Annotated in this window: 25 protein-coding genes; 10 read left to right on the top strand and 15 right to left on the bottom strand. The window is 69.7% G+C overall.

Going from position 1 to position 25,328, the window contains the following annotated elements:
• The first annotated feature begins 18 nt into the window (after window positions 1–18).
• Genes ACTWQA_RS20125 through ACTWQA_RS20115 form a run of 3 tightly spaced genes read left to right on the top strand, consistent with a single transcriptional unit; the run spans window position 19 to window position 3,434 of the window.
• Window positions 19–1,293, top strand: coding sequence for an MFS transporter (locus ACTWQA_RS20125; RefSeq protein WP_443160704.1), 1,275 nt, complete (start codon window positions 19–21; stop codon window positions 1,291–1,293).
• Window positions 1,290–2,291, top strand: coding sequence for an alpha/beta fold hydrolase (locus tag ACTWQA_RS20120; protein ID WP_443160703.1), 1,002 nt, complete (start codon window positions 1,290–1,292; stop codon window positions 2,289–2,291). The genes ACTWQA_RS20125 and ACTWQA_RS20120 overlap by 4 nt, the downstream gene beginning before the upstream one ends.
• Entirely contained in the window at window positions 2,292–3,434 is a 1,143-nt protein-coding gene (locus ACTWQA_RS20115; RefSeq protein ID WP_443160702.1) for an alpha/beta hydrolase family protein, read from the top strand.
• Here the strand turns inward: ACTWQA_RS20115 and ACTWQA_RS20110 are convergent.
• Complete coding sequence (locus ACTWQA_RS20110; RefSeq protein ID WP_443160701.1) at window positions 3,427–5,418, bottom strand: glycosyltransferase family 2 protein; 1,992 nt, start codon at window positions 5,416–5,418, stop codon at window positions 3,427–3,429. The two genes, ACTWQA_RS20115 and ACTWQA_RS20110, sit on opposite strands and share 8 nt — an antisense overlap.
• Before the next feature lie 90 nt (window positions 5,419–5,508).
• Window positions 5,509–6,210 (bottom strand): lytic transglycosylase domain-containing protein, encoded by a 702-nt coding sequence (locus ACTWQA_RS20105; RefSeq protein ID WP_443160700.1) that lies wholly within the window; start codon window positions 6,208–6,210, stop codon window positions 5,509–5,511.
• Window positions 6,211–6,494: 284 nt separating this feature from the next.
• Between ACTWQA_RS20105 and ACTWQA_RS20100 the strand changes: the two genes are divergently transcribed.
• Genes ACTWQA_RS20100 through ACTWQA_RS20090 form a run of 3 tightly spaced genes read left to right on the top strand, consistent with a single transcriptional unit; the run spans window position 6,495 to window position 9,081 of the window.
• Window positions 6,495–7,169, top strand: coding sequence for a response regulator transcription factor (locus tag ACTWQA_RS20100; RefSeq protein ID WP_305920992.1), 675 nt, complete (start codon window positions 6,495–6,497; stop codon window positions 7,167–7,169).
• A 29-nt stretch (window positions 7,170–7,198) separates the two neighbouring features.
• The gene (locus tag ACTWQA_RS20095; protein ID WP_443160699.1) at window positions 7,199–8,578 is read left to right on the top strand and encodes an ATP-binding protein; all 1,380 of its coding nucleotides are present in this window, start codon (window positions 7,199–7,201) and stop codon (window positions 8,576–8,578) included.
• A 26-nt stretch (window positions 8,579–8,604) separates the two neighbouring features.
• Window positions 8,605–9,081, top strand: a complete 477-nt coding sequence (locus ACTWQA_RS20090; protein ID WP_443160698.1) for a hypothetical protein — start codon at window positions 8,605–8,607, stop codon at window positions 9,079–9,081.
• On the opposite strand, the gene ACTWQA_RS20085 is transcribed toward ACTWQA_RS20090, so the two are convergent.
• The 12 genes from ACTWQA_RS20085 to ACTWQA_RS20030 form a co-directional block, all read right to left on the bottom strand.
• Window positions 9,082–10,401: a PhoH family protein gene (locus tag ACTWQA_RS20085; protein WP_305920995.1), complete on the bottom strand. Its 1,320-nt coding sequence runs from the start codon at window positions 10,399–10,401 to the stop codon at window positions 9,082–9,084.
• 206 nt (window positions 10,402–10,607) lie between these two features.
• The gene (locus ACTWQA_RS20080) at window positions 10,608–11,369 is read right to left on the bottom strand and encodes an isoprenyl transferase (protein ID WP_443160697.1); all 762 of its coding nucleotides are present in this window, start codon (window positions 11,367–11,369) and stop codon (window positions 10,608–10,610) included.
• Between the two features lie 55 nt (window positions 11,370–11,424).
• Window positions 11,425–11,934, bottom strand: coding sequence for a hypothetical protein (locus tag ACTWQA_RS20075; RefSeq protein WP_443160696.1), 510 nt, complete (start codon window positions 11,932–11,934; stop codon window positions 11,425–11,427).
• Window positions 11,935–12,048: 114 nt separating this feature from the next.
• Window positions 12,049–12,492 (bottom strand): hypothetical protein, encoded by a 444-nt coding sequence (locus tag ACTWQA_RS20070; RefSeq protein ID WP_443160695.1) that lies wholly within the window; start codon window positions 12,490–12,492, stop codon window positions 12,049–12,051.
• Entirely contained in the window at window positions 12,489–13,304 is an 816-nt protein-coding gene (locus ACTWQA_RS20065; RefSeq protein ID WP_443160694.1) for a DUF692 domain-containing protein, read from the bottom strand. The genes ACTWQA_RS20070 and ACTWQA_RS20065 overlap by 4 nt, the downstream gene beginning before the upstream one ends.
• Window positions 13,305–13,425: 121 nt before the next feature.
• Window positions 13,426–14,343, bottom strand: a complete 918-nt coding sequence (locus ACTWQA_RS20060) for a TIGR04222 domain-containing membrane protein (protein WP_443160693.1) — start codon at window positions 14,341–14,343, stop codon at window positions 13,426–13,428.
• 103 nt (window positions 14,344–14,446) lie between these two features.
• Window positions 14,447–15,436: a TIGR04222 domain-containing membrane protein gene (locus ACTWQA_RS20055; RefSeq protein WP_443160692.1), complete on the bottom strand. Its 990-nt coding sequence runs from the start codon at window positions 15,434–15,436 to the stop codon at window positions 14,447–14,449.
• 85 nt (window positions 15,437–15,521) lie between these two features.
• Entirely contained in the window at window positions 15,522–17,324 is a 1,803-nt protein-coding gene (locus ACTWQA_RS20050) for a phosphoenolpyruvate carboxykinase (GTP) (RefSeq protein ID WP_443160691.1), read from the bottom strand.
• Between the two features lie 248 nt (window positions 17,325–17,572).
• Window positions 17,573–18,094 (bottom strand): hypothetical protein, encoded by a 522-nt coding sequence (locus ACTWQA_RS20045; RefSeq protein ID WP_443160690.1) that lies wholly within the window; start codon window positions 18,092–18,094, stop codon window positions 17,573–17,575.
• A gap of 70 nt (window positions 18,095–18,164) precedes the next feature.
• Window positions 18,165–19,316, bottom strand: a complete 1,152-nt coding sequence (locus ACTWQA_RS20040; RefSeq protein ID WP_443160689.1) for a C40 family peptidase — start codon at window positions 19,314–19,316, stop codon at window positions 18,165–18,167.
• A gap of 122 nt (window positions 19,317–19,438) precedes the next feature.
• Window positions 19,439–19,939: a transcription elongation factor GreA gene (greA, locus tag ACTWQA_RS20035; RefSeq protein WP_305921005.1), complete on the bottom strand. Its 501-nt coding sequence runs from the start codon at window positions 19,937–19,939 to the stop codon at window positions 19,439–19,441.
• Between the two features lie 108 nt (window positions 19,940–20,047).
• The gene (locus ACTWQA_RS20030) at window positions 20,048–20,467 is read right to left on the bottom strand and encodes a DUF4307 domain-containing protein (RefSeq protein WP_305921006.1); all 420 of its coding nucleotides are present in this window, start codon (window positions 20,465–20,467) and stop codon (window positions 20,048–20,050) included.
• Window positions 20,468–20,603: 136 nt separating this feature from the next.
• Here ACTWQA_RS20030 and mca point away from each other — a divergent pair, with 136 nt between their 5' ends.
• Genes mca through ACTWQA_RS20015 form a run of 3 tightly spaced genes read left to right on the top strand, consistent with a single transcriptional unit; the run spans window position 20,604 to window position 21,987 of the window.
• A complete protein-coding gene (gene mca, locus ACTWQA_RS20025; protein ID WP_305921007.1) occupies window positions 20,604–21,488 on the top strand; it encodes a mycothiol conjugate amidase Mca in 885 nt (294 codons plus the stop codon).
• Window positions 21,489–21,534: 46 nt separating this feature from the next.
• Window positions 21,535–21,699: a hypothetical protein gene (locus ACTWQA_RS20020; protein WP_443160688.1), complete on the top strand. Its 165-nt coding sequence runs from the start codon at window positions 21,535–21,537 to the stop codon at window positions 21,697–21,699.
• A complete protein-coding gene (locus ACTWQA_RS20015) occupies window positions 21,700–21,987 on the top strand; it encodes a GNAT family N-acetyltransferase (RefSeq protein ID WP_305921009.1) in 288 nt (95 codons plus the stop codon). It abuts the gene before it with no gap.
• On the opposite strand, the gene ACTWQA_RS20010 is transcribed toward ACTWQA_RS20015, so the two are convergent.
• Window positions 21,988–23,136 carry a hypothetical protein gene (locus tag ACTWQA_RS20010; protein ID WP_443160833.1) on the bottom strand — a complete coding sequence of 383 codons (1,149 nt, stop codon included), beginning with the start codon at window positions 23,134–23,136 and terminating at the stop codon, window positions 21,988–21,990.
• Between the two features lie 166 nt (window positions 23,137–23,302).
• On the opposite strand from ACTWQA_RS20010, the gene ACTWQA_RS20005 reads away from it, so the two are divergent.
• Window positions 23,303–25,306, top strand: coding sequence for a thioredoxin domain-containing protein (locus ACTWQA_RS20005; protein ID WP_443160687.1), 2,004 nt, complete (start codon window positions 23,303–23,305; stop codon window positions 25,304–25,306).
• Window positions 25,307–25,328 lie beyond the last annotated feature (22 nt).

Raw genomic sequence — 25,328 nt, 5'->3', positions numbered from 1 at the left:
CTCTTTACCGTGACCGGCATGGCCACTTCCATCAAGAAGATCGTCGCCGCGAGCCTGATCGGCACCACCATCGAGTGGTACGACTTCTTCCTGTACGGCTCGGCAGCCGCTCTCGTCTTCAACACCCTCTTCTTCCCCGGATCCGACCCGCTGACCGGCACGCTGCTGTCGTTCCTCACCTACGCCGTCGGATTCGTCGCCCGCCCGCTCGGCGGCCTGGTCTTCGGTCACTTCGGCGACCGGGTCGGCCGCAAGACGCTGCTGGTCGTCAGCCTGCTGATGATGGGCGTCGCGACGTTCCTCATCGGCTGCCTGCCGACGTACGAGACCCTCGGCCCGTCCGCGGCGCTGCTGCTGACGGCCCTCAGGCTCGTGCAGGGCTTCGCGCTCGGCGGCGAGTGGGGCGGCGCGGTGCTCATCGTCTCCGAGCACGGCGACAACGCACGGCGCGGCTTCTGGGCCTCCTGGCCGCAGGCCGGCGCACCCGGCGGCAACCTGCTGGCCACCGGTGTGCTGGCGGCGCTGGCCGCCTGGCAGCCGGACGAGGCGTTCCTGTCGTGGGGCTGGCGGGTGCCGTTCCTGCTGTCGGGCGTGCTGGTGCTGATCGGCCTGTGGATCAGGTTGTCGATCAGCGAGTCGCCGGTCTTTCAGCAGGCTCCGCCCGAGGAGCGGGCGCCGATCGTCGGCGTGCTGCGCTACCACTGGAAGGACGTGCTCACCGCCATCGGCGCCCGCCTGGCCGAGAACATCTCCTTCTACCTGCTGACCGTCTTCGTCATCACCTACGCCAAGTCCAACAACATCCCCAACTCGACCGTGCTGAACGCGGTGCTGATCGCCTCGGCCATCCACTTCGTCACGATCCCGATGTGGGGCGCGTTGTCCGACCGCGTCGGCCGCCGCCCGATCTACCTGGCCGGCGCCGCCGGCATCGGGGTGTGGATCTTCGCGTTCTTCCCGCTCATCGACACGGGCAACTTCTTCGCGATCACCCTCGCCGTCACCGTCGGCCTGCTCTTCCACGGCATGATGTACGGCCCGCAGGCGGCGTTCTTCTCCGAGCTGTTCGGCACCAGGATGCGCTACACCGGCGTGTCGATCGGCGCGCAGCTGTCGGCGATCGTGGCGGGCGCGCTGGCCCCGATCATCGCGGTGACGCTGCTGAAGACCTACTCGAGCAGCGTGCCCATTTCGCTCTACCTTGGTCTGGCGGCGGTCCTCACCCTGGTCGCGGTCTACGCCGCCCGCGAGACCCAGGGCCGCGACCTGGCCGAAAGGATCCACGCGCAATGAAGGTCACCACGCCGCGGCTCACGCAGAACGTCCTCACCGTCGCGGGCAGGGAGTCCGGCGAGCCGGTGTTGTTCGTGCACGGCAACGTCTCCTCGGCCGCGTTCTGGCGCGACAGCATGGCGGCGCTGCCGGAGGGCTACCGACCGCTCGCGGTCGACCTGCGCGGCTTCGGCGAGAGTGATCCCGAGCCGGTGGACGCCACGCGAGGCCTGCGCGACTACTCCGACGACGTCCTGGAGCTGATCGAGGAGCTCGGCCTGGACGGGGTGCACCTCGTGGGCTGGAGCATGGGCGGCGGCGTCGTCCTACAGGCCCTGCGGGACCGCCCAGGCGCCGTCAGGAGCGTCACCCTGGTCAACCCCATCTCCCCGTACGGCTTCGGCGGCACCGAAGGCGCCGACGGCCGGCTGACCCACGCCGACGGCGCGGGCTCGGGAGCGGGGGCCGCGAATCCGGACTTCGTGGCCCGGCTGAAGGCGGGCGACCTGTCGGATGAGGCGCCCACGTCCCCGCGCAACGTCTTCCGCTCCGCGTACGTCAACAACCGTGAGGTCCCCGACGAGGACTTCTACCTGCGCTCGATGCTCACCACCCGGGTGGGCGAGACGCACTACCCGGGTGACGGGGCCACGTCGGCCGCGTGGCCGGGGGTGGCGCCGGGCAAACACGGCGTGCTCAACGCCATCGCCCCCACCCACTTCCGCCTGGACGACCTTCACGAGATCGACCCCAAGCCGCCCATCCTGTGGATCAGGGGCGCCGACGACATGATCGTCTCCGACACGTCCCTGTTCGACCTGGCCCACCTGGGCGCGCTCGGCGTGGTGCCCGGCTCCCCCGGTACGTCCGCCCAGCCGATGCTGGCCCAGACCAGGGAGGTCCTGGAGCGGTACGGCCCGTACCGCGAGGCCGTGCTCCAGGACTGCGGCCACAGCCCGCACCTGGAACACCCCGGAGAGTTCCGGCGCCTGCTGGCCGCCCACCTGAGAGAGGCATAGATGATCGTCGCGCTCACCCTGGTCGCGAGCCTGTTAACGGCGCCGCAGCAGCTCACGGTGCCCGGCGCGGAACGCGCGGTCGTCGCCACGCTCGCCGACCTGACCACGGCCGGCACCGCGAAGACCGGCCATACCGACCCCGCCGACTGGGCCGGGCTGCACTCGGCCGCCACGGTCAACCCGACAGGCGTGCCCGGCACGCAGATCGACGGCTACTTCCCCGACACCTCCACCACCAACGCCACACGCGGCTGGAACCACGACTCCCAGTTCGTGATCAGGCTTCCCGACCACTGGAACGGCGGTCTGGTCGTCAGCGGCACCCCGGGCAACAGGGAGCAGTACGCCAACGACTACACGATCTCCGACTGGGTCCTGTCCAAGGGCTACGCCTTCGCCGCCACCGACAAGGGCAACGTCGGCGTGAACTTCCACGAGGACGGCCGCCGGCCCGGCGACGCCATCGCCGAGTGGAACCACCGCGTCACCCAGCTCGCCGTGGCCGCCAAGGCCGTGGTCAGGCAACGGTACGGCAAGCAGCCCGCGCGCACGTTCGTCGCGGGCATCTCCAACGGCGGCTACCTCGTCAGGTGGCAGCTGGAGAACCGCGGCTGGCTTTACGACGGCGGCGTGGACTGGGAAGGCACGCTGTGGCGCGTCCAGGGCGACAACCTGCTGAACTTCCTGCCGCCGGCGTTGAAGGCGTATCCGGACGAGGCCGGGGTGCGGGCGGCCGGGTTCGCGGCGGGCTCGGAGTTCCTCTGGCCGTTCCACCGGCAGTATTACTGGGAGCTCACCCAGCAGCTCTACCAGAAGGAGCTGGATCCGTCCTACCAGGGCGCGGCTGCCGACTACGACTATGACGCGCGCAAGCCCTACGCCGCCGTGGCGAAGATCGGGCTGACCGGCCGGATCACCAAGCCGCTGATCACGATTCACGGGACGCTCGACACGCTGCTGCCGATCTCCCGCGACTCCGACGTCTACGCCGCGATGGTCGGACCGCACCGGCCGTTCAAGTACTACCGGGTCGAGGGCGGCAACCATCTGGACAGCCTGGTGGACGTCTATCCCGACCGGCTGAAGCCGATGTTGCCGGTCTTCAGGAACGCCTTCGAGGAGCTCGAGGGCTGGGTCACCTGAGGTAGCGGTGCCCGCCCGCGCGCGCCAGGCGCATGATGTGCCGCGCGCCGGGCAGCCGCCGGCAGATCCGGTGCAGCAGGGTGCCCCTGCCCATCGGTGAGCGGCGCTCGGGGTCGATGGCGGTGGCAGGACGTGCCTCGACCCTGCCCCTGCGCACCTCCAGCGCGAAGCGCAGCCCGACCTCATCGTCCGGCGAGCGCAGCGACGTCAGCCAGCCGCCTGGGCCCAGGCGGTCGGCGCTCGGCAGGCGGCTGACCGGCAGCTTGGCCACGAGCTGTCCGGCGATCTTGCCCGGCACCCCGGCCTCGACCAGCGCGGGGGCGCACACCTCGCGTTCGCTGCGCCCGGTGCTGCGCAGCACCAGTTCCAGCGGCGGCCCGCCGCTCGGCGGCACGTACGGCACCGGCAGCACCACGTAGGCGTGCCCGTCCACCTGCTTGACCTCCACCGCGGGCGACACCAGCGCGATCGACTCGGAGAACGAGCGCGGCTCGATGGCCAGGCCCAGCTCGCCCCGATCGGTCCAGCACGGCACCACCAGCCGCGTCCTGGGCCGCTGGGCCAGCACGCCCAGGCAGTTGAGCGGGCCGTCGGGGCGGCTCACCCGGCTCCTGGCCTGGTTGGCGCCGCCGAACATGCGGACGTGCACCTCCCAGTGACCAGGGCTGAGCGGCTCCCCGAATGCGGCCGTGGTCACGTCGATCCTGGTCTCGCCCTTGATCTGCACCCGGACCCGGCGGCGGCCGTCCTCGATCACCTCCACCCGCTGGGCCAGCGGCAGGAAGTGCACGACACCGGTCTCGGCGTGCCGCACGTAGACCTCGATCCGGGCCCGCTCGACGGCCTCGCTCACGTCGGTGACGCTCTCGCCGAGCAGCTTGGCGTCGATGGCGCGCGGCGGGATCCAGTGCATGCGCGCGCCGTCCGTACGGTATCGGTCGAGCCGGCCGTCGCCGCCCTTGACCTCCACGGTGAGCTCGAGCACCAGGACGTGGGCGTCCCAGCGCACCTCGGTGAGCTCGGTGTGGAGCCCGGACCGCTTGGAGGAGCCGGCGAGCAACACGATCTGGTCGAGACGGCCCTCCCTGACGAACGCGGCGACGGCGCGCAGCTGGCAGGGCAGGTAGCGGTCGAGCCGCTCGGGGAAGCGCTCGGACATGAGCTCCTGGACGAGGCGGAAGTGCATGCCCCTGTCGACGGAAGAGTCGGCGAACCGGCTGGTCAGCAGCGGGCGGAGGACGGCGTAGCGGAACCAGTAGCCGTAGATGCGGTCGCGCTGCCGCCCCTCGCCGACGTAGGTGTCGACGTCGTTCAGCAGCGCCCTGAGCTCCTTGACCATCGCCCGCGGATCCTCTTCGGCCTTGGGGCGCTCGCCGAGGTGGCAGCAGACCTGCTCGGCCAGCACGGCGATGACCTTGGCCTGCAGGTACGCCCGCATCACGAACGCCTGCTCGGCCAGCCGCCCGCCGGGCACGCTGAAGCCGAGCTCGTTCTCCTCCAGGAAGGCGCGCCGGTAGAGCTGCTGAGGGCCGAGCAGGCAGAGCAGGCGGTCGCGCAGGATGTCGGCGCGGGCGGTGCTCCGCGCGAAGGCGATCAGCGGTGAGCCGTGGTCGCGCACCAGGCGGCCGATCAGCACGTCCGCGTCGGTCTCCACGGCACGCTCGTGCATGCGGGCGATGGCGTCACGTTCCAGCCGGTCGCCCTGATCGAGGAAGTAGACGTAGTCGCCGGTCGCGGCTGCCAGGCCGACGTTGCGGCCGCGCATCGGCGAGCCCGTGTACGGGAGGTGGAACGTGCGTACGTTGTCGCGGGCCGCCGCGATGGCGTCCAGCCGCTCCGCGATCCCGTCCGTGGACCCATCGTCCAGGAGGATCACTTCGTAGTCGGCCGCGGGCATCGTCTGCTCCAGCGCGGAGCGGAGGCACGCGTCGGCGGTGTCACCCGGATTGTGGACATTGACGATCACACTGACCTTCACACCCATGCGGTCAGCCTCCGCCCGCCTCCACGATTCGGGCGCGGTGGCTTGCCGATTACAGAAGGAAAGTTGACCTCTGGCTGTGCTCCTCTAGGACTAGTACCAGCCGACCCGCTGCGAGTGCCCCCAGGCGGCGCACGGCGTGCCGTAGCGGCCCTTGATGTAGCCCAGGCCCCACTTGATCTGGGTGGCGGCGTTGGTCTGCCAGTCGGCGCCCGCGCTGGCCATCTTGCTGCCGGGCAGGGACTGCGGGATGCCGTACGCGCCGGAGTAGCGGTTCATCGCCCGCTCGTTCCAGCCGCTCTCCTTGTGCCACAGCCGCTCCAGGCAGCCCCACTGATCCTCGCCGAAGCCGAACTGACCGAGCATGGCCTTGGCGGTGGCCTTGTTGCTGCCCGGTGAGGGGTCGCTGCCCGGCGGGAAGTTCACCGCGGGGAACCCGTCGCCGGGGGGCGCCTGCTTCGGCACGACCCAGTCGATGTCGTCGGGGTTGTCGCCGGCCCCGGACCGGCCCTTCTCCAGCTTGTCCGCCCGGAACGCCTGCTCGGCCGCGGCCTTGAGCGCGTCGGTCTCCGGGTCGGGCGCGGACAGGTCGCCGCTGGCCAGCTTGCCCATGTCCTCGAGGGTGAAGCCCTCGGTCGCCGGCGCGTTGGCGTTCTCGATGGCGCGGTAGGCGACGAACCCGCCGCCGCCGCCGACGATCGCTATGGCCAGGACGGTGATGGCGACGCGCTTCGGCGTGAAGCGCGAAGGCCGCCGCGCCGAGGGAACGTCTTCTCTCGGGGGGCGCTCGCTCAAACGCGGACCGGGGCTCACGATCCATGAGCTTGCCCTGTCCTAGGGGGTGCTCCGCAACCGAAACGCGGGAATCGCTTGGGGCTACCTTGGCTAAGCAGCACGTTAGCGTGGCATTTCGGACTACTGTGATTTTCGTCACAGCAAATCGGCTTCCCTTCGTGCCCCCGTGAACCGAAGGGAAGCCCGCATCCATGATTTCCCTCGTTCTTCGGGATCCCGTAGTTGGTATGTCACAGTTTGATGACTTAGTTCGGGCATTAGGGACATGGAATAATAATGTGCGCGTGGCTGGCATCCTCCTGGTTGAAGACGACCCCTCCGTCCGTACGGCTCTCGAGCTGGCGTTGACCCGGCAGGGGCACTCCGTCACGTCCTACGCGACCGGCGAGGAGGCTCTCGACCACATCAGGGCCCGTCGCCCCGAGATCGCGATCCTGGACGTCATGCTCCCGGGCATCGACGGGATCGAAGTGTGCCGCCGGGTGCGCAAGCTGGACCAGCTGCCCGTCATCCTGCTCACGGCCAGGGGCGACGACCTCGACATCGTGGTCGGCCTGGAGGCCGGCGCCGACGACTACGTGGTCAAGCCGGTCGAGCCGCGGGTGCTCGACGCGCGGATCCGCGCCATCCTGCGCAGGGCCGAGTCGGCCGCCTCGGATCGCATCACGTTCGGCGACCTCGTGATCGACCGCGGCGCGCTCAAGGTCATGCTGGCCGGCAAGGAGATCCACCTGACGCCCACCGAGCTGCGGCTGCTGCTGGAGCTCGTCCGCCACCCCGGCCAGGTCCTCAACCGCCGCTATCTGCTGCGGGCCGTCTGGGACCACACGCACATCGCCGACTCGCGGCTGGTCGACGCCTGCGTGCAGCGCGTCCGCGCGAAGATCGAGCCAACGCCCGCCGAGCCCGTGTTCATCCACACGGTGCGCGGGTTCGGCTATCGGTTCAGCCCCCCGTGATCCCGTTGCCGACCGGCTTGCGAGCGCGCTTGGTCATCACGTTCACGCTCGTCGCCGTCACTGCCTCCACGCTGGTCGCCACGATCGGCTTCGAGCTGGCCAAGACGGCGCTGGTGAACAGGACCGAGACCACCTCGCTCGACCTGGTGATCAGGGAGCTGAGCAGCATCGACTTCGCCGTGGGCAAACTACGGCCGGGCGAGGCCGCGCCGACGAACAAGGAGCTCGACCGCCTGGCCCAGACGCTGAGCGCGCCCGGCCGCGGCGTCATCATCGAGTATGGCGACCTGGTCTCCGTCAACGGCCCCATGACCCTGAGCGACGTGCCCAACGAGCTGTACGGCCGGGCCAAGCAGAGCGTCGTCACCCAGCGGAGGGTGATCCGCAACGAGTTGTGGTTCATCGTCGGCGCCGGGGTGGCCAGGGACAACTTCGGCCGCCCCGAGGCCACCGACCTGCGGGCGTTCGTGTTCTTCCCCATGACCGCCGACGTCAACCAGCTGAACGCGCTCAGGGCCAGGCTGTTCCAGGGCGGCATCGCCATCGTGCTGATCGCCGTGGTCGTGTCGCTGCTGTCCGCCCGGCAGGTGCTGCTCCCCGTCCGGCGGCTGAGCGCGGCCGCGCAGGCGCTCGGCGAGGGCAAGCTGGACACGCGGCTGCCCGTGCACGGCCAGGACGAGCTGGCCGGGCTGACCGCCAGGTTCAACGACGCGGCGGCGGCACTGGAGCTCAGCGTGTCGGAGCTGCGCTCGCTCGAGGCCATGTCACGCCGGTTCGTGGCGGACGTCTCGCACGAGCTGCGCACGCCGCTGACCGCCATGACGGCCGTGGCCGACGTGCTCTCGGAGGAGGCCGGCCGGCTTCCCGAGGCGCCGGCGCAGGCCGTACGACTGGTGCTCCGAGAGATCGAGCGCCTGCGCGAGCTGGTCGAGCACCTCATCGAGATCAGCCGCTTCGACGCGGGCACGGCTACGCTCAACCTCGAGCCCGTCAACGTGGCCGACGCCATCGCCGACTGCCTGGAGACGCGCGGGTGGACCGACCAGGTGAAGGTGAACGCCTCCCAGGGGTTGACCGACAACCTCGATCCGATGAGGTTCGACGTCATCGTGGCCAACCTCGTCGGCAACGCGCTCAAGCACGGCCTGCCCCCGGTGGTGGTCAGCGCCAGGAGCACCGAGAACGGCCTGGAGGTGAAGGTACGCGACCACGGCAAGGGCATCCCGCTGGAGGCGCTGCCCCACGTCTTCGATCGTTTCTTCAAGGCAGGCGCCGGCCGGTCCCGCAGTCAGGGCAGCGGCCTGGGCCTGGCCATCGCCAGGGCCAATGTGCATCTGCACGGCGGCACGATCTCGGTACGCACCCAGAGCCCCGGCACCCTCTTCACGGTCTGGCTCCCGCACGCATGAAGAACGTCCGTGCTCTGTTAGCGGCCATGGCGTTCATGGTCGTGGCCGCGTGCGGCATCTCGCCCACCGACGTCCTGGACCGGGACAACGCGCCCACCACCAGGATCCCGCCGCCGTCCAAGACGATCTACCTGATCAGGGACGGCAAGCTCACACTGGAGCCGGCCGACGTGGCGAACAACACCGTCGAGAGCCTGCTCGGCGCGCTGTTCGCGGCCTCCACGCAGCCGCTGGGCGACCGGGACACCGAGCTGCGCGGGTTCACGTACCTGAGGGTCAACGACTCGCTCAACCCCGTACGGCGCGACGAGGTGATCCTCCCGCGCACGTCGACCCTGACCGTCTACATCCGGGGCGAGGGGAAGCTGAGCAGGCTCGGCATGGCGCAGATCGTCTGCACGGCGCAGCAGGACGCGGCCTTCGAGGAGGTCAGGATCATCCGGGACAACGAGAACCGCCCCCCGCAGGACGAGGGGCGGCACACGTGTCCCGATCTGAAATGATCACATGGTGATGTCCTCGAGCATCTCCGTCACCAGCGCCGCGATCGGGGAGCGCTCGGACCTGGTCAGCGTGACGTGCGCGAACAGCGGATGCCCCTTCAGCTTCTCCACCACCGCGACCACGCCGTCGTGCCTGCCGACCCGCAGGTTGTCGCGCTGGGCGATGTCGTGGGTGAGCACGACCCGCGAGTTGGCGCCGATCCGGCTCAGCACGGTCAGCAGCACCCCGCGCTCGAGCGACTGGGCCTCGTCCACGATCACGAACGCGTCGTGCAGCGACCGGCCGCGGATGTGCGTCAGCGGGAGCACCTCCAGCATGCCCCTGTCGAGCACCTCCTCGATCACCTCGGGCGCGGTGACCGCGCCCAGCGTGTCGTAGACGGCCTGCGCCCACGGGCCCATCTTCTCGCCCTCGGTGCCGGGCAGGTAGCCGAGCTCCTGGCCGCCCACGGCGTACAGCGGGCGGAAGACGACGACCTTGCGGTGCTGGCGGCGCTCCAGGACCGCCTCCAGGCCCGCGCAGAGCGCCAGCGCCGACTTGCCCGTGCCGGCCCGGCCGCCGAGCGAGACGATGCCGATCTCGGGGTCCATCAGCAGGTCCAGTGCGATGCGCTGCTCGGCGGAGCGGCCGTGCAGACCGAACACCTCGCGGTCGCCGCGGACCAGGCGCACCGACTTGTCCGGCAGCACCCGGCCCAGAGCCGAGCCCTTGGCCGACAGCAGCCGCAGCCCGGTGTGCGTCGGCAGATCCCTGGCCTCCTCCAGGTCCGCCGTGCCGTGCTCGAAGAGCGCCTCGACGTCCTCCGTGGTCACCTGCAGCTCGGACATCCCGGTCCAGCCTGACTCGTGTACGAGCTCGGCCCGGTACTCCTCGGCCACCATGCCGATCGAGGCCGCCTTGACCCGCATGGGCAGGTCCTTGGAGACCAGGACGACGTCGCAACCCTCGGCGGCCAGCGAGCGCGCCACGGTCAGGATGCGGGTGTCGTTGTCGCCCAGGCGGAACCCCACGGGCAGGATGGACGGATCGCTGTGATTGAGCTCGACCCTGATCGTGCCGTCCCCCGTGGGCATCGGCTCGTCGAGCCTGCCGTACTGCACACGCAGATCGTCGAGGTAGCGGAGAGCCTTCCTCGCGAAATAGCCGAGCTCGGGGTGGTGCCGCTTACCTTCCAGCTCCGTGATGACCACGATAGGAAGGACGACGTCGTGCTCGGCGAAGCGGGTCATCGCCGCCGGGTCGGCCAGCAGGACCGAGGTGTCCAGCACGTACGTGCGCTTGGTCGGCTTGGTCGAAGGGTTGCTCGAGGACACTGCCACACGTTCTCCCCCGGGCGCCCATACGTGCGGGCACCCTGCAGACGAGGCGGGAATCGGACCGGACCCGCTCCCCCGACCGCGAAATGCCGTCGGTGCCGGGTTCCGGCCCCCTCGGCAAGTGTTGGTGCAAAGGCGGGCCCTCTCCGGAGTGTCCGGCCTGTGGTCGGACACTTCTAACGTTACGTCCTTGATGCCCGATTGTCGTGCTAAGAACCGTAACGTCGGTGTCTCGCAGCGTAGTCGCGCAGCGCCCGCAGGAAATCGACCCTGCGGAAGTCCGGCCAGTAGGCCTCGTGGAAGTAGAACTCGGAATGAGCGCTCTGCCACAACATGAAGCCGGACAAGCGCTGCTCGCCCGACGTCCGGATGAGGAGGTCCGGGTCGGGCTGGCCGCGAGTGTAAAGATGCTCCGCGATGTGCTCGACATCGAGCACCTCGACGAGGTCCTCGATGCTTGCTCCCCTGCTCGCTTGCTCCTGGAGCAGTGAGCGCACCGCATCGGCAATCTCACGTCTTCCTCCATACCCAACTGCAACGTTCACAATCAGGCCCGGACGGTGTGATGACACTTCCTTTGCATTTTTTAGGACATTCGCCGTTCGGTCGGGGAGCAAGTCGAGCGCGCCGACCGGGATGATCCGCCAGCCCTCGTCCACGAGTTCCTGCGTGACGTCCTCGATGATGCCCAGGAGCGGCTCCAGCTCCTCGCGCGGCCGGTTGAGGTTGTCGTTGGAGAGCATCCAGACGGTGACGACCTCGACACCGGTCTCCCGGCACCAGCCGAGCAGCTCAGATATCTTGTCCGCGCCCTTGCGGTGGCCGGTGGCCACGTCCCGCATACCCATGGCGCGCGCCCAGCGGCGGTTGCCGTCGATGATGACCCCGACGTGCCGGGGGATGCTGTCCTTCGACAGCTTGGCCTCCAGCCGGCGCTCATACAGCCGGTAGACCAGGTCACGCAGGCCCACGAAGTGCCTCCCTGGCGATGCAGTGCCTTCGGTCCAATGACCCAACAGGCAATTATCACCGCGTTTCGGCCGTGCCCGGTCCTCGTACTGGATTCCTTACCAGATCTCTTCCTTCCAGACACCCTTCGGCCTCTTCGACGAGGCCGCGGACGAACTCCGACAGCTCGGCCGACGTCAGCACCGCCCGCATGCCCACGCCTGTGCTGCCCCACGCCTCCACGTATGCCCTTCTGGTCAGCCGCCACTCACCGCGCCTGCCCTGCTTCGGGACCCAGAGGGGGATCGTGCGGAGCCGGCAGCTGAGCTCCCCGCCGCCGACCAGGCTCGTTCTGCTGCGGTAGCGGAAGGAGAAGAGCTCGCCGTCCGGCTCCTCGCCGGGGAACCTGTCGTCGGGGTCGGCCCACCGCGTGGCCTTGCCCCGGCCCCGGCGGGCCTCGTCGACGCCGCGCGCCAGGCGGGCGAGCAGCCAGCCGCAGCGCTCTCCCACGCGACCGTACGGAGTGCCGTCGCGGTGCAGCTCCAGGGTGACCTCATACGGCGTCCCCACAGTGTCCGTGCATGCCACGGGCGTGACGCTCAGATAAGATCCATCGACGCAGCGCAGTCCCCCCATCCCCCCAGGATTTCCCCCCAAAAGTCACCTAAACCCGGACGCGCCGCCCCCCGGTGGACATCGCGCCTAGGGCAGGAGGCGGGACCACCAACGGGGCTTGCGACGGGGTGGTTCCGGCATCCGGCCGCGCTCGCGCAGCCAGGCGGCGAAGTCGTCGGCGTCGGTGCGGTAGTTGGGCGGCGGCGCGGTCCGGGAGCGCGCGTAGGCGGCGAACTCCGCCGCCAGATCGGGCCCCGCGGCTATGGCGGTGTCGGGGCGGATCCTGGCCACGATGCCGCGCCGCTTGGCGATCAGGCTCGCCGCCTGCGCCCGTATCCGCTCCCGGTCGAAGCCCTCAGGAATGGCGCCCCCGGCGACCAGGGCCGCGACCACCCGCGCCTGAGCCTCCGCCAGCCGCGCCTGAGTCTCCGCCGTGCTCGGCGGCGTCTCGGCCGCGCCCGCCGACGCCTCTGCCGTGCTCGTGAGCGCCGCGGCCGTGCTCGGCGGCGTCTCGACCGGCTCGGGCGTCACCGGGCCTCCCCCGCCAGGGACATCGCGGTCCTGATCTTGGACAGCTCGTCCCCCAGTACCGCATCGCTCGGGAAGTCGTCGTCCCACTCCAGCAGCACGCCCGGAGGTGTGGCCCGGGCGCACAGCTCGGTGAGGATGTCGAGCACCGGCTGGGGCGCGGTGGTGGTGTGCGTGTCGTGCCAGATGCCCTGGTGCTCGTACCCGCCGGCCACGTGGACGTAGGCGAGGTGCTCCAGGGGGAGCGCGTCGAGCGCGTCCACCGCCGACAGGCCCAGGTTGAAATGGTTGGTGTAGAGATTGGCCACGTCGATCAGCAGCCCGACGCCGGTGCGTTCCACTAACTCGGCGAGGAACTGCCCCTCGGTCAGCTCGTCGTCGGGCCACCCGAAGATCGCCGCGACGTTCTCCAGGGCCAGCGGGACGGGCAACGCGTCCTGGGCCCGGCGCACGTTCTCCGTGATGACCCGCAGCGACTCGCGGGTACGCGGCACGGGCAGCAGATGGCCTGCCTCCAGACCACCGCCCCGTACGAAGGCCAGGTGCTCGCTGACCAGCGGCGCGTCCAGCGCCTCCGCACAGGCGGCCAGGTGGGCGAGCCTGGCCGGGGACGGCGGCTCGGCCGCGCCGATGCCGAGCGACACCCCGTGCGGGATCACCGGCGCGTCCTTTGCCCGCAGCACGAGCAGCGACTCGGGCAGATGGGCGGGTTTGAGGTTCTCGGCGATCACCTCGACGAAGTCGACGCCGTCCATACGCTCGATCGTCAGGTCCAGCTCCGTTCGCCAGCCGATCCCCACACCCAGCTCCGCCATCCTGGCTCCCTCGCCGCGCGCTCCAGCCCCCGACATCACATCCCCTTCGTCCCGCGTACCAGCCCCGGTCATATCAGTGCCCTTGATGGTCAACTCGCCCCCTTTCCCCAATCTTGTGTCATCAGCCCCCGCCGCAACCGCCGCAGCCTCCGCCACCGCAGCCGGACGATCCGCTTCCGCAGCTCGACCCGCTCGACGGTGAGCTGTCGCCGCCACCTCCACCCCAGGAGGCCCCGCCCCCAGCCACGTAGGCGCCGCCGCCCCTGCGACGCCGCCGGCCCGTGCTCATGGCGAGCTCCACCTGAAGGTCGGGATCGCGCACCTCGCCGAGGCCGTACAGCGCGATCGCGAGAGCCCCCTCGGCGGTGCCCCGGGGGTTGTCCCGCCTGGCCGCCTCGAGCGTCTCCTGTCCCGACGGCGTCAGCGTGACCCGCGTGATCCGCCGGTGCCTCCAGACGTCGATCGCCGCCATTACCCCCGTGACGACCAGGAGGGTCAGCGCGAGCCACGACAGCAGGCTCGCGCCCTGGATCAGGATCAGCACCGCGCCGACCACGAAGCCGGCGAACGCCGCCCCCGACAGAGCCTGTAACCGGACGCTCAGCCGGCTGGCCCGGGCGAGGGCGTCGTCGGCCAGGACCAGCCCCAGGCCCTCGAGGTGGCGATCGAGCGCGTCCATGGCCAGCGTCCGTGTGGTCTCGATCCGCAGCGCGCTCACGGGCAGCCCCGAGCGGGAGGCGACCACGCCCAGCACCGCTTCCTCGATGGGCTCGCGCGAGACGACGCTGGAGTGCACCTGATGGACGCGGCCCCCGCGCGACACGCGCAGGTCACCCGCCTCCGCCAGCAGCGCGACGGCGGTGTCCGCCACCCGGTACGCGCCTCCCGCCAGGTAGGCGAGCTCGTAGTGGCCGAGCTCGCGGAGACGGAGGCCCCTGTCGGCCTCACGGGCGGCGGCATGCGCACGTTTGATGGTGGAGGCGATGGTGACGGTGAGCGCCGCCAGCGCCACCGAGACGACCAGCAGGATCAGGTCCATACAGGCCTCCCCTCCGTGCAGCCCGACGGGCTGGGTAACGGGAAGACGTATAAAGCCGAGGTAAAGGTTCCGTCTGCGCGGATACAGTTCTGGGCCCGCTCAATCAGCTGCCACCGCCACCGCAGCCGCCACCGCCGCCTCCCCCACAGCTCGACCCGCCGCCGGACGAGCTGCCACAGCTGGACGAGCCACTACCGCAGCTCGACGAGCCGCCGCCGAAGTCCATGCCGCCGTAGGAGTCACTGCCGAAGGTGGCCCCGTCGCCGCCGCTGTGGGTGCCGCAGGAGCCCGCGCAGTCGCCGCCAGGGGCGTCGGCCGACAACTCGTCGCAGAGCCTCTGGTCGCCGGCGTCGGCCAGGCCGTACAGGGCGACGGGCACCCCCACCGCCAGGGCCAGCGAGCTCTGGTCGCGTACGCCGCGCGGGTGGTGGTCGCGGGCTGAGCGCAGGACCTCCCTGCCCGCCCGGGTGACGACGTTCCGCAGGCCGCGGCCCTGCCTGGCGAGCCCGGCGGCCCCGGTGGAGAGCGCGATCCCGATGAAGATCAGCAAGATCACGAAGGTCAGCGGGCTCATGTCGATGAAGGCGGACACCACGAGCGCGCCCACCGCGAAGCCGGCCGCTCCGATCACGACGATCTGCAGGTGGTCCCTGCGCCGCCATGCCATGGCGAACGCCTGCTCCGGCACGATCAGCCCGCGCCGTTCGAGCCCGGCCGCCAGCTCGGCCAGCGCCGGATGCGCCGCCAGCGCCTGCCGCAGCTCGCTCGCCCGGTAGCCGCCCGGCCTGGCGGCCAGCGTGGCGAGCACGGCCTGTTCGATCGGCTCGAGCGAGGGCGGTGCGCCATGGACGGGGGTGACCTGCGATCCGCGTGACACGCGGACGGCGCCGGCCGTCGCGAGGACGGCCAGCGCCGTGTTGATGGCTCTGCGGGGTCCACCGGACAGGTACGCCAGCTCGTAGTGGGACAGGGCGTGCCCGGCACCGCTGGGCGTGGCCTCGCTGACCCGCCGCCGCTCCTTCTCGACGCGTTTCACGGCGGCGTTGACCAGTAACGCCACACCGATCGCGGCCATGAGCAGCACGAACTCCACAGTGGTCCCCTCTCTCGCGCTACGGCGGCTCGATCAGTTAAAGACCAAGCCGCCGTACCGCACAAGAGGGGCTACCCTCTCCGGCCTATCGCGCCGCTCCGAGGCGGTCGAGGAGCGCGTTGTACTCCTCCCACAGCTCCTTCGGCAGGTGGTCGCCGAACTTCTCGAAGTGGGCCGGGATCAGCGCGGCCTCCTCGCGCCAGACGTCGCGGTCGACCGACAGCAGCGTGTGCAGATCATCGTCGGACAGCTCCAGGCCCTCGGTGTCGAGCTTGGCGGGCAGCAGCCCGATCGGGGTCGGCACGGCCTTGGCCTCGCCGTTGAGCCGGTCCACGATCCACTTGAGCACGCGGCTGTTCTCGCCGTAACCGGGCCAGATGAACTGGCCGTCGGCGTTCTTGCGGAACCAGTTGACGTAGTAGATCCGAGGGAGCACGGCGCCCTCGCGACGGCCGATCTTCAGCCAGTGGCCGAAGTAGTCGCCCATGTTGTAGCCGCAGAACGGCAACATGGCGAAGGGGTCGTGGCGCAGCTCGCCGACCTTGCCCTCGGCCGCGGCGGTCTTCTCGGAGGCGACGTTGGCTCCGAGAAAGACGCCGTGCTCCCAGCTCAGCGACTCTGTTACCAGAGGCACGGCGGTGGCGCGGCGACCGCCGAACAAGATGGCTGAGATGGGGACACCCTTGGGGTCCTGCCATTCGGGTGCGATGGTGGGGCACTGGGAGGCGGGGGTGGTGAAGCGGGCGTTCGGGTGGGCGGCCGGCTCGTCGCTGTCCGGCGTCCAGGAACGGCCCTTCCAGTCAGTCAAGTGCGCAGGCGGCTCGTCGGTCAGGCCCTCCCACCACACGTCGCCGTCGTCGGTGAGCGCGACGTTGGTGAAGATGCTGTTGCCCCAGAGCGTCCTGATCGCGTTGGCGTTGGTCACCTGGCCGGTGCCCGGCGCGACGCCGAAGAAGCCGGCCTCGGGGTTGATCGCGTAGAGGCGGCTGTCCTCGCCGAAGCGCATCCAGGCGATGTCGTCGCCGATCGTCTCGACCTTCCAGCCGGGAATCGTGGGCTGGAGCATGGCGAGGTTGGTCTTGCCGCAGGCGCTCGGGAAGGCGGCGGCGACGTAGCGGGTCTCGCCGGTGGGCGGGGTGAGCTTGAGAATCAGCATGTGCTCGGCCAGCCAGCCCTCGTCGCGGGCCATGACGCTGGCGATGCGCAGCGCGTAGCACTTCTTGCCGAGCAGCGCGTTGCCGCCGTACCCGGAGCCGTAGGACCAGATCTCGCGGGTCTCAGGGAAGTGGCTGATGTACTTGGTGGAGCTGCAGGGCCACGGCACGTCCACCTGACCGTGCTCCAGCGGGGCGCCCACGGAGTGCACGCAGCGGACGAAGTCTCCGCGCTCTTCGATGAGGCGCAGCGCCCGCTTCCCCATGCGGGTCATGATCCGCATCGAGACGGCGACGTACGGCGAGTCGGTGATCTCGACGCCGAGCTGGGAGATCTCGCCGCCCAGCGGGCCCATGCAGAACGGCACGACGTACATGGTCCGGCCGCGCATGGAGCCCTTGAACAGCTGCCCGAACGTCCGGCGCATCTCCGCCGGGTGGATCCAGTTGTTCGTCGGCCCCGCGTCCTCCTCGCGCTCGGAGCAGATGTAGGTGCGGTCCTCGACCCGGGCCACGTCGCTGGGGTCGGACTTGGCGTAGAAGCTGTTGGGACGGGCGGCCAGCCGCGTGAACGTCCCCTGCTCGACGAGGAGGTTGGTCAGGCGCGTCCACTCCTCCTCGGACCCGTCGCACCACTCGATCCGGTCTGGCTGGGTCAGGGCGGCGATCTCCTTGACCCACGCGGCCAATTCTCTATTGCTCGTCGGTGCGGGCACTTCCACGGAAACGGACACGACGGTGACTCCTCCACTCTCTCAGGGCCCAGTCATCATTAACGACGAAGTGGCCGGAAAGCCAATTGGCATAGACCTATTGGCTTGGGCGTCGTCGCAGGCAGCGGCCCTGATGATTGGGGGAGCCTACCCAACCGGAGCGGATTTAAAAGAGAATTAACTCACAGTGGTCCAGTCCAATTCCGCTGGTCTAAACCAATTCGCCGAGTGGTTTAGTCCATTGCGCGGACCGTTTCCGCTGCATGGTCTCAGGAATTGACGTCCGGCCCGGCGGAGCGAACTCTGTCGACATGCTGGAGCGCGTCGCGCAGCTCGGCGAGCCACGTGTCGGTGTGCTTGCCGACAAGGCGCACGCACCAGGCGAGCGCGTCACTACGGCTCCTGGCCACGCCGGCGGCCACGAGCGTGTCCAGGACCTGCCGCTCCGACTGGCGCAGCCGGGTCATCACGGGCACGGAGAGTGTGGTGAACATCACGGTCTCGCCCCCGCAGACCACGCCCCAGGAGACCTTCTGCCGGAACTTGCGCTCGGCCTCCCTGGCGATCTCGATGCGCCGCTCGCGCGTCTCCTCCCTGAACCTTCTGGCCAGCCCTTCGATCAGGGCGGATCGTTCGGACTCGGGCACGTCCTCGGGCGGGTCGGGCAGCGTGCCCAGCACCGCGATCTCCTCACGGTCCCTGACGATCTCGGGAGCACCGGTGAACCAGCCCTCAGGGAGCCGCCCGGTGAACCAGCCGCGGACCTGCGCCGTCACATCATCTGTTGCCATGTAATCAACATTACATCGTTGCGACGCACAGGGACCCGAAGGGAAGGAGGATGTCGCGTCAAGGAATAGGTCAGCGAACCCTGGAAGCGGCGAAGGGGCTGACTCTGACGACGCCGGCAAAGCCGCGCGTGTGTACGGGAGAGATCTTGACCACGTCTCCGGTACGCGGGGCCTGGATCATCTTCCCGTCACCCCAATAAATCGCCACATGCGAGATGTAGCCCGGATTCGTCGGGTCGAGGCGCCAGAAGATGAGGTCGCCCGGCTGCGCCTGTGACAGGGGAACCTGCGGCCCGGTCACCCACTGCTGGTGCGTCACCCGCGGCATCCGCACCCCGGCCTGCGCGAAGGCCCACTGGACCAGCCCGGAGCAGTCGAAGGTCTCGGGCCCTTCGGCCCCCCACACGTACGGCCTGCCCAGCTTGGAGGCGGCCGCCTTCAGCGCGACGGTGATCTGGTCGCCGCTCATGAACGAGCCGACGGGCCAGTTTTGCTTGATGGTCTGAGGCTGGGGCAGGACCGGGTTGACCATGGCGACCTGCGTGCCCTTGGGCAGCTCTTTGAGGATCTTGGTGCGGAGCGTGGCCGAGTTCACATCGGGGGCGCTGACGATGAGCGCGTTGTCATGCGGCAGGCCGAGCTTCCGCCCGACCTCCTTGGACACGACGGCGTCCACCGCGCCGAAGCCGGTGGTGGCGTACGCGCCGATCCGCAGCGGCCCGCCCGGCCCCGCCACCTGACGGTGCAGCGAGAGCCCGCCGTCGTTGCCCAGCACGAACGAGACCGCCACGTCGCCGGCCGCCACGTTCTGCCACAGCGGGTCGGACGAGGCGGTCACCTTGGGCGTGTACGCGCGGAACGTGGACGGGTCCACCCCGAGCGTCTGCACCCGTTTGTCGTCGAGCCTGATCGACGCCGCGTCGGCCAGCTCCATCGCCTGCACGCCACGCAGCTTGGCCACCTTGCGTAACAGCTCGTTGGTGAACGGCTTGCGCGTGAGCACGAACAGGTTGGGCTTGTGCAGCTTTTTCAGCGGCGCCACGGGCTGCGCGGCCTGTGCGGCTGGCTGCTGCGGCCTCCGCTCGGCCATCAGCGTCTGCTTCGGCTGCTTCGCCACGGGCTGCTGGCGCTCGGCCACCGGCTCGGTACGCTCACCCGGCTGGGTGAGCAGCAGCACGTCCGCGGTCAGCACCGCGACCAGCGCCACCACAATGAACGGCACAAGTTTGTACGTGTTGCGCGGCGTACCCGATTTGACCAGAAAACCGAGATCCTGCCGTATTCCGGAGCCATGCGTAAAATCCGCCGGGCCGGCATGGGCCCGGCGGTTGGTCTCCGGGGGGTTCAGTTGCCGATGTACGGCACTGCCTCGAGGATCTCGACGGTGTTCTGGCGACCGTTGGGAAGGGAGTAGGTCGCCTTCTCCCCGATCTTCTTGCCGTTGATCGCCGCCCCGAGGGGGGACTTGGGCGAGTAGACGTCGATCGGCGCTCCGCTCTCCTCACGGGAGGCGAGCAGGAAGGTGACCTCGTCGTCGTCGCCGACGAACCGGATGGTCACGGTCATGCCGGGACCCACCACGCCCTCGGTCTTGGGGGCCTCTCCCACCTGGGCGTTGTCGAGGATCTGCCGGAGGTGGAAGATCCGGGCTTCCATCTTGCCCTGCTCGTCCTTGGCGGCGTGGTATCCGCCGTTCTCCTTAAGGTCGCCCTCTTCACGGGCGGCCTCGATCTTCTTGGCGATGTCGACGCGCCCGGGGCCAGAGAGATATTCGTACTCCGCCTTCAGGCGGTCGTACGCCTCCTGCGTCAGCCATGTGACGTTCTCATCGCGAGAGTCGGCCACGGGTTCTCCTTGCTTGCCTAGGGGGCCCTGAGATCACTTGAGGTTTCCAACGGTTGAATTGCGAAAGGCTAACAACTTAACCGCTCGAACGCTTCCCCAAATGTCTCACTATACGAGATTGCAGTACTGGACGTGGACGGACGTGGCCTGACCACTGGTGTCGAGGCTTTCCTTGAGCTGCTTACTACCCTCACCAGCCGGGATTCTTACTTCCTTGCTGCCCACTTCCGCGTGATTGACGTCCAGAGCCCTGATGCGGCAGACGGCCACCCTATCGTCTGGCTTGTACACCTCAAAGGTGATCTCCGCCCGTGTCGGGCTCTCGACGCTGAACGTCACCACCTGCGCCGGCGCCTCAGAACCACCGGCCGTCATCGACCACATCACCCAGCCCCAGCCGCCGGCGATGATGGCCACCAGCACGCCGATCACGACGTGGACGACGAGCCTGCCGCTACGTCTGGGACGATCGGGCAAGTCGTCGGGCGTGCCGAGAACGGGCCCGTCCCCGACATCTCTGGTGACCATGGCGGAATCTCCCTGCACTCCCTCAGCGTTATCCGAGACAATTGTCGCCCGCGGGGGGCCCGGTACAAGACCTGACCCTCACAACCGCCCCCCAGACAAGCTAAGTGATCGGTCCGACTGAGGAGACATCGCGCCCGTGAGTGCACCGCTGAGGCTGATGGCCGTCCATGCCCACCCCGACGACGAGTCGAGCAAGGGTGCCGCCACGATGGCGCGTTATGTGCGCGAAGGCGTGGAGGTCCTGGTCTGTACGCTCACGGGCGGCGAGCGCGGCTCCGTGCTGAACCCGAAGATGGACCGGCCGGAGATTGTGGCCAACATCGCAGAGGTGCGGAAGGCCGAGATGGACCGGGCGCGCGAGATCCTCGGGGTCGAGCAGCGTTTCATGGGCTTCATCGACTCCGGGCTGCCGGAGAGCGAGGAGGAGGAGCTGCCCGAGGGCTGCTTCGCCCTGCAGAAGCTGGAGGACGCCTCCCGGCCCCTGGTGGCGGCCGTGCGCGAGTTCCGGCCGCACGTCATCATCACGTACGACGACGACGGCGGCTACCCGCACCCCGACCACATCATGACCAACCGGGTGTCCGTCGAGGCGTTCGAGGCGGCCGGCGACCCCGACCGCTACCCGGGCACCGGCGACCCGTGGCAGCCGCTCAAGCTCTACTACCAGATGGGCTTCACCAAGGAGCGTTTCGAGGCGCTGCACGAGGCCATGACCGAGCGCGGCCTCGGCTCCCCCTACGCGGACTGGATCTCGCGCTGGGAGGACCGCCCGGCCAAGTGGCCGGTGACCACGCGCGTGCCGTGCGGCGACTACTTCGAGATCCGCGACGAGGCGCTGAAGGCGCACGCCACCCAGGTCGATCCCGACAGCTGGTGGTTCGTGTGCCCGCGTGAGCTGCAGCAGGAGATCTGGCCGACCGAGGACTACCACCTGGCGCGCTCGCTGGTGGACACCGAGCCGCCCGAGGACGACCTGTTCGCGGGCATCCACGCCGAGGACGCCGCCCCCGCCTGCCACTGACGGACGCGCAGGCGGGACCACCGCCTCCCGGTGGCACACTGGAACTGTGACCGTTCTAGCAGCTGGTGATGTGAGCCCGGGTTTGCTTGGCTTCGTCGTCGTTGCCCTCATTGGGCTGGCCCTGTATATGTTGATCAAGTCGATGAACAAGCAGATGTCGAAGATCCAGGTGCCGCATGAGGGCGACACGGACGACAAGAAAGCCGAGTAGATGCCGATCGAAATAGTCGACAACTCGACGGAGAGCCGCTTCGAGGTTCTCGTGGACGGCAAGGTCGCCGGGTTCGCCGAATATCGGCTGCTGCCCACCAAGATCATCTTTACGCACACCGAGGTCCTGCCCGACTACGAGGGTCAGGGGCTGGCGGGCAAGCTCGTCGGGCACGCGCTCCAGACGAGCGCCGACACCGGCCTGCGCGTCGTGCCGCTCTGCCCTTACGTGCGCAAATACATCGAACGCCACGCGGAGTTCCAGGACCTCGTGGATGCCGGCGCCTGATCAGTCGGGGGTGGGCGACCAGGCCAGCTCCAGCGCCTTCGGCAGCCCCCACCAGCCCAAGGGCGTGAGCACCTCGTCCTCGTCCACGATGCCGAGATAGCCCCACAGCACCACCACCGACTCGAACAACCCCTCCGTGGCGTCGAGATCGTCGTCGTCCTGGATGTCGATGTCGATGTCCTCGGACTCGGCGATGAGCCGCGCGATCCGCTCGGGCGAGGCCAGCACCCCGGGCCCCATCCTGGCCAGCGCGGCCACCCCGGCCAGCCAGTCGGCGTGCTGGATCGCGCACAGGTTGGCCAGCGCCGCGTCCTCGTCGCTGAGCTCCCCGTCGAGATCGGCGAACTCCTCCAGCACGTTCCCGTTCTCCGACAGATCGGAGATCGGCCCCGCGATGCCTGCCGCCACTGCCAGCCACAATGCCTTGTCATCGTCCGGCATCGGCCGCTCGTCGAACCCGGCGCAGGCCCGCAGCACGCTGCCGGGGTAGCCGGGCAACACCAGCAGCGCGCGCAACCGGGCCGCGGCCGTCTCCAGGTCGGCGGCGGGCAGCTCGGGCTTCTTGGGCAGCTCGCCGACGATCCGCCGCAGCTCGGACAGCGCGAACGCCTCCTCCTCGTCCCACGCCGCGAACAGCTCCTCGTCCTGCTCGTCGCTGACCGCGTGGCCGGGCACCCGTCCGTCGGGCAGCGGCGTGCTGAGCCAGTGCTCCTGCAACTCCTCGTACGCCCTGCGGGACCCCGGATCGCCGGCCGCCAGCGCGTCCGGGTCGATCTCCCCCGACTCGACCCGTTCCTCCAGGTACGCGACGAGCTTGGCGTACATCTCCACGGCCACCGGCCCGCGCTCGTCCTCCTCCGGCCAGACGAAGTAGCTGGGGGTCATGAGGATCGGCTCGGTGCCGGTGGACTCGATCCAACGCTGCACGTCACCGACCGTGGCGATGCCCGATTCGATGGAGCTGAGGGTCGCCTTGGCCGAGTCCCAGAACGCGAGCGAGAGCGGGTTGCCCGCCGACATCATCGCGCGCCGCAGGTCCGGCATCGCCACCAGTGCGACGCCCGAGGGCACGGCGAGCAGCGCCCTGGCGACGTCCCTGCGCGTGAGGGCGGTCGCCGGGCGGCCGGCGTGGGCGCACACGAAGTCCATATCCACGCCCCGTAACCTACGCCGTTCCCCCCTGACTAGTCAGCCGCCTTCCTCGCCTTCAGGCGTTCGGGATCTCCGGCGATGCCGGGAGGGGGTGCGGGGCCAGGGACAGGGCGCCGGTCAGGAGGCGGGATGGATGGGCAGTTTAGGGTGAGGCGAGGAGGTCATGATGAACCGCTTGAAAGACGCCACCAGCCCCTACCTGCTGCAGCACGCTGACAACCCGGTGGACTGGCACCCCTGGGGCGAGGAGGCGTTCGCGGAGGCCCGGCGCCGTGACGTGCCGCTGCTCATCAGCGTGGGCTACTCTGCCTGCCACTGGTGCCATGTCATGGCCCATGAGAGCTTCGAGGACGCCGACACCGCGCGCCTCATGAACGAGCACTTCGTCAACATCAAGGTCGACCGCGAGGAACGCCCTGACGTGGACGCCGTCTACATGGGCGCCACGCAGGCCATGACGCAGCAGGGCGGCTGGCCGATGACGGTGTTCGCGACGCCGGAGGGCCACCCGTTCTACTGCGGCACCTACTTCCCGCGCCCCCATTTCCAGCGCCTGCTCACCGAGGTCCGCAACGTGTGGAGGGGCGACAGGGAGTCGGTCTTGACGCAGGGCGCGAAGGTGGTCGAGGCGCTCAACACGAACACCACGCTGCCCAGCGGGGTGGTGCCGGGCGAGGAGACGCTGTCGCTGGCGGCCCGGAACCTGCGGGAGTCGTACGATCCGGTGAACGGCGGATTCGGCCGCGCACCCAAGTTCCCGCCGTCCATGGTGCTGGAGTTCCTGCTGCGCTCCGGCGAGCGCGAGATGAGCGGCAAGACGCTCGAGTCGATGGCCCGCGGCGGCATGTACGACCAGCTCGGCGGCGGCTTCGCCCGCTACAGCGTGGACGCGGAATGGGTCGTGCCGCACTTCGAGAAGATGCTGTACGACAACGCGCTCCTGCTGCGGGTCTACACCCACTGGTGGAAGGCGGGCGGCGGCGCGCTGGCGCGGCGGGTGGCGCTGGAGACGGCCGACTGGCTGCTGCGCGAGATGCACACCCCCGAGGGCGGGTTCGCCTCGGCGCTGGACGCCGACAGCGAGGGCGTGGAGGGCAAGTTCTACGTCTGGACGCCCGAGCAGCTGCGCGAGGTCCTCGGCGAGGACGACGGCCGGTGGGCGGCCGGGCTGTTCGACGTCACCGGCACGTTCGAGCACGGCACGTCCGTGTTGCAGCTGCTGCGCGACCCGGAGGACCCAGAGCGCTACGCGAGCGTCCGTGAGCGGCTATTCGCCGCCAGGGAGCGGCGCGTGCGTCCCGGGCGCGACGACAAGGTCGTGGCCTCGTGGACCGGCCTGGCCATCGCGGCCCTGGCCGAGACCGGCGCGGTGTTCGAGCGGCCCGACCTCGTGGCGGCGGCCTCGGCGGCGGCGGAGCTGCTGGCGGGCACGCACCTGGTGGACGGCAGGCTGCTGCGCACGTCACGGGACGGCCGGCCGGGCCCGAACGCCGGCGTGCTGGAGGACTACGCCAACCTAGCGGAGGGCCTGATCGCGCTGTACGGCGTGACCGGCGAGGCCAGATGGCTGCGGCTGGCGGGATCGCTGCTCGACGTCGTGCTCGACAGGTTCGCCGACGGGGCGGGCGGCTTCTACGACACGGCGGACGACGCCGAGCGGCTGTTCCAGCGGCCGCAGGACCCCACCGACAACGCCACCCCCTCAGGCCAGTACGCCGCCGCGGGCGCCCTGCTCTCCTACGGCGCGCTGACCGGCTCGCCCCGCCACCGCGAGGCCGCCCACAGCGCGCTCGGCACCGTGTCCGTGCTGGCCAGAGCTCACGCCAGGTTCGCGGGCTGGGGGCTGGCCGTGGCGCTGGCGGCGCTGGACGGGCCGGTCGAGGTGGCCGTCGTCGGCGCGCCGGACGACCCGCGTACGGCGGATCTGCATCGCGAGGCGCTGCTGGCGGACGTGCCGGGCCTGGTCGTCGCGCTCGGCGCCGGCGACGCCGCCACCAGGGGCGCTTCGGGCGATCCGCTCGTCCACGGTGACGAGGTGTTCCCTGCGCTGCTCGAAGGCCGTGGAACGGTCGGCGGCGCCCCTGCGGCCTATGTGTGCAGGGGGTTCACCTGCCGGCTGCCGGTGACGACGGTCGACGCCCTCCGGGCGGAGCTCACCGCCGAATGAGGGTCAGCCCGTCGGGCGGCCC

Origin of the sequence: Nonomuraea sp. 10N515B (assembly GCF_052245915.1) — a bacterium.
Classification (GTDB): domain Bacteria; phylum Actinomycetota; class Actinomycetes; order Streptosporangiales; family Streptosporangiaceae; genus Nonomuraea.
Note: the sequence above shows the minus strand (reverse complement) of the source record. Positions and strands in the feature narration are given on the sequence as shown.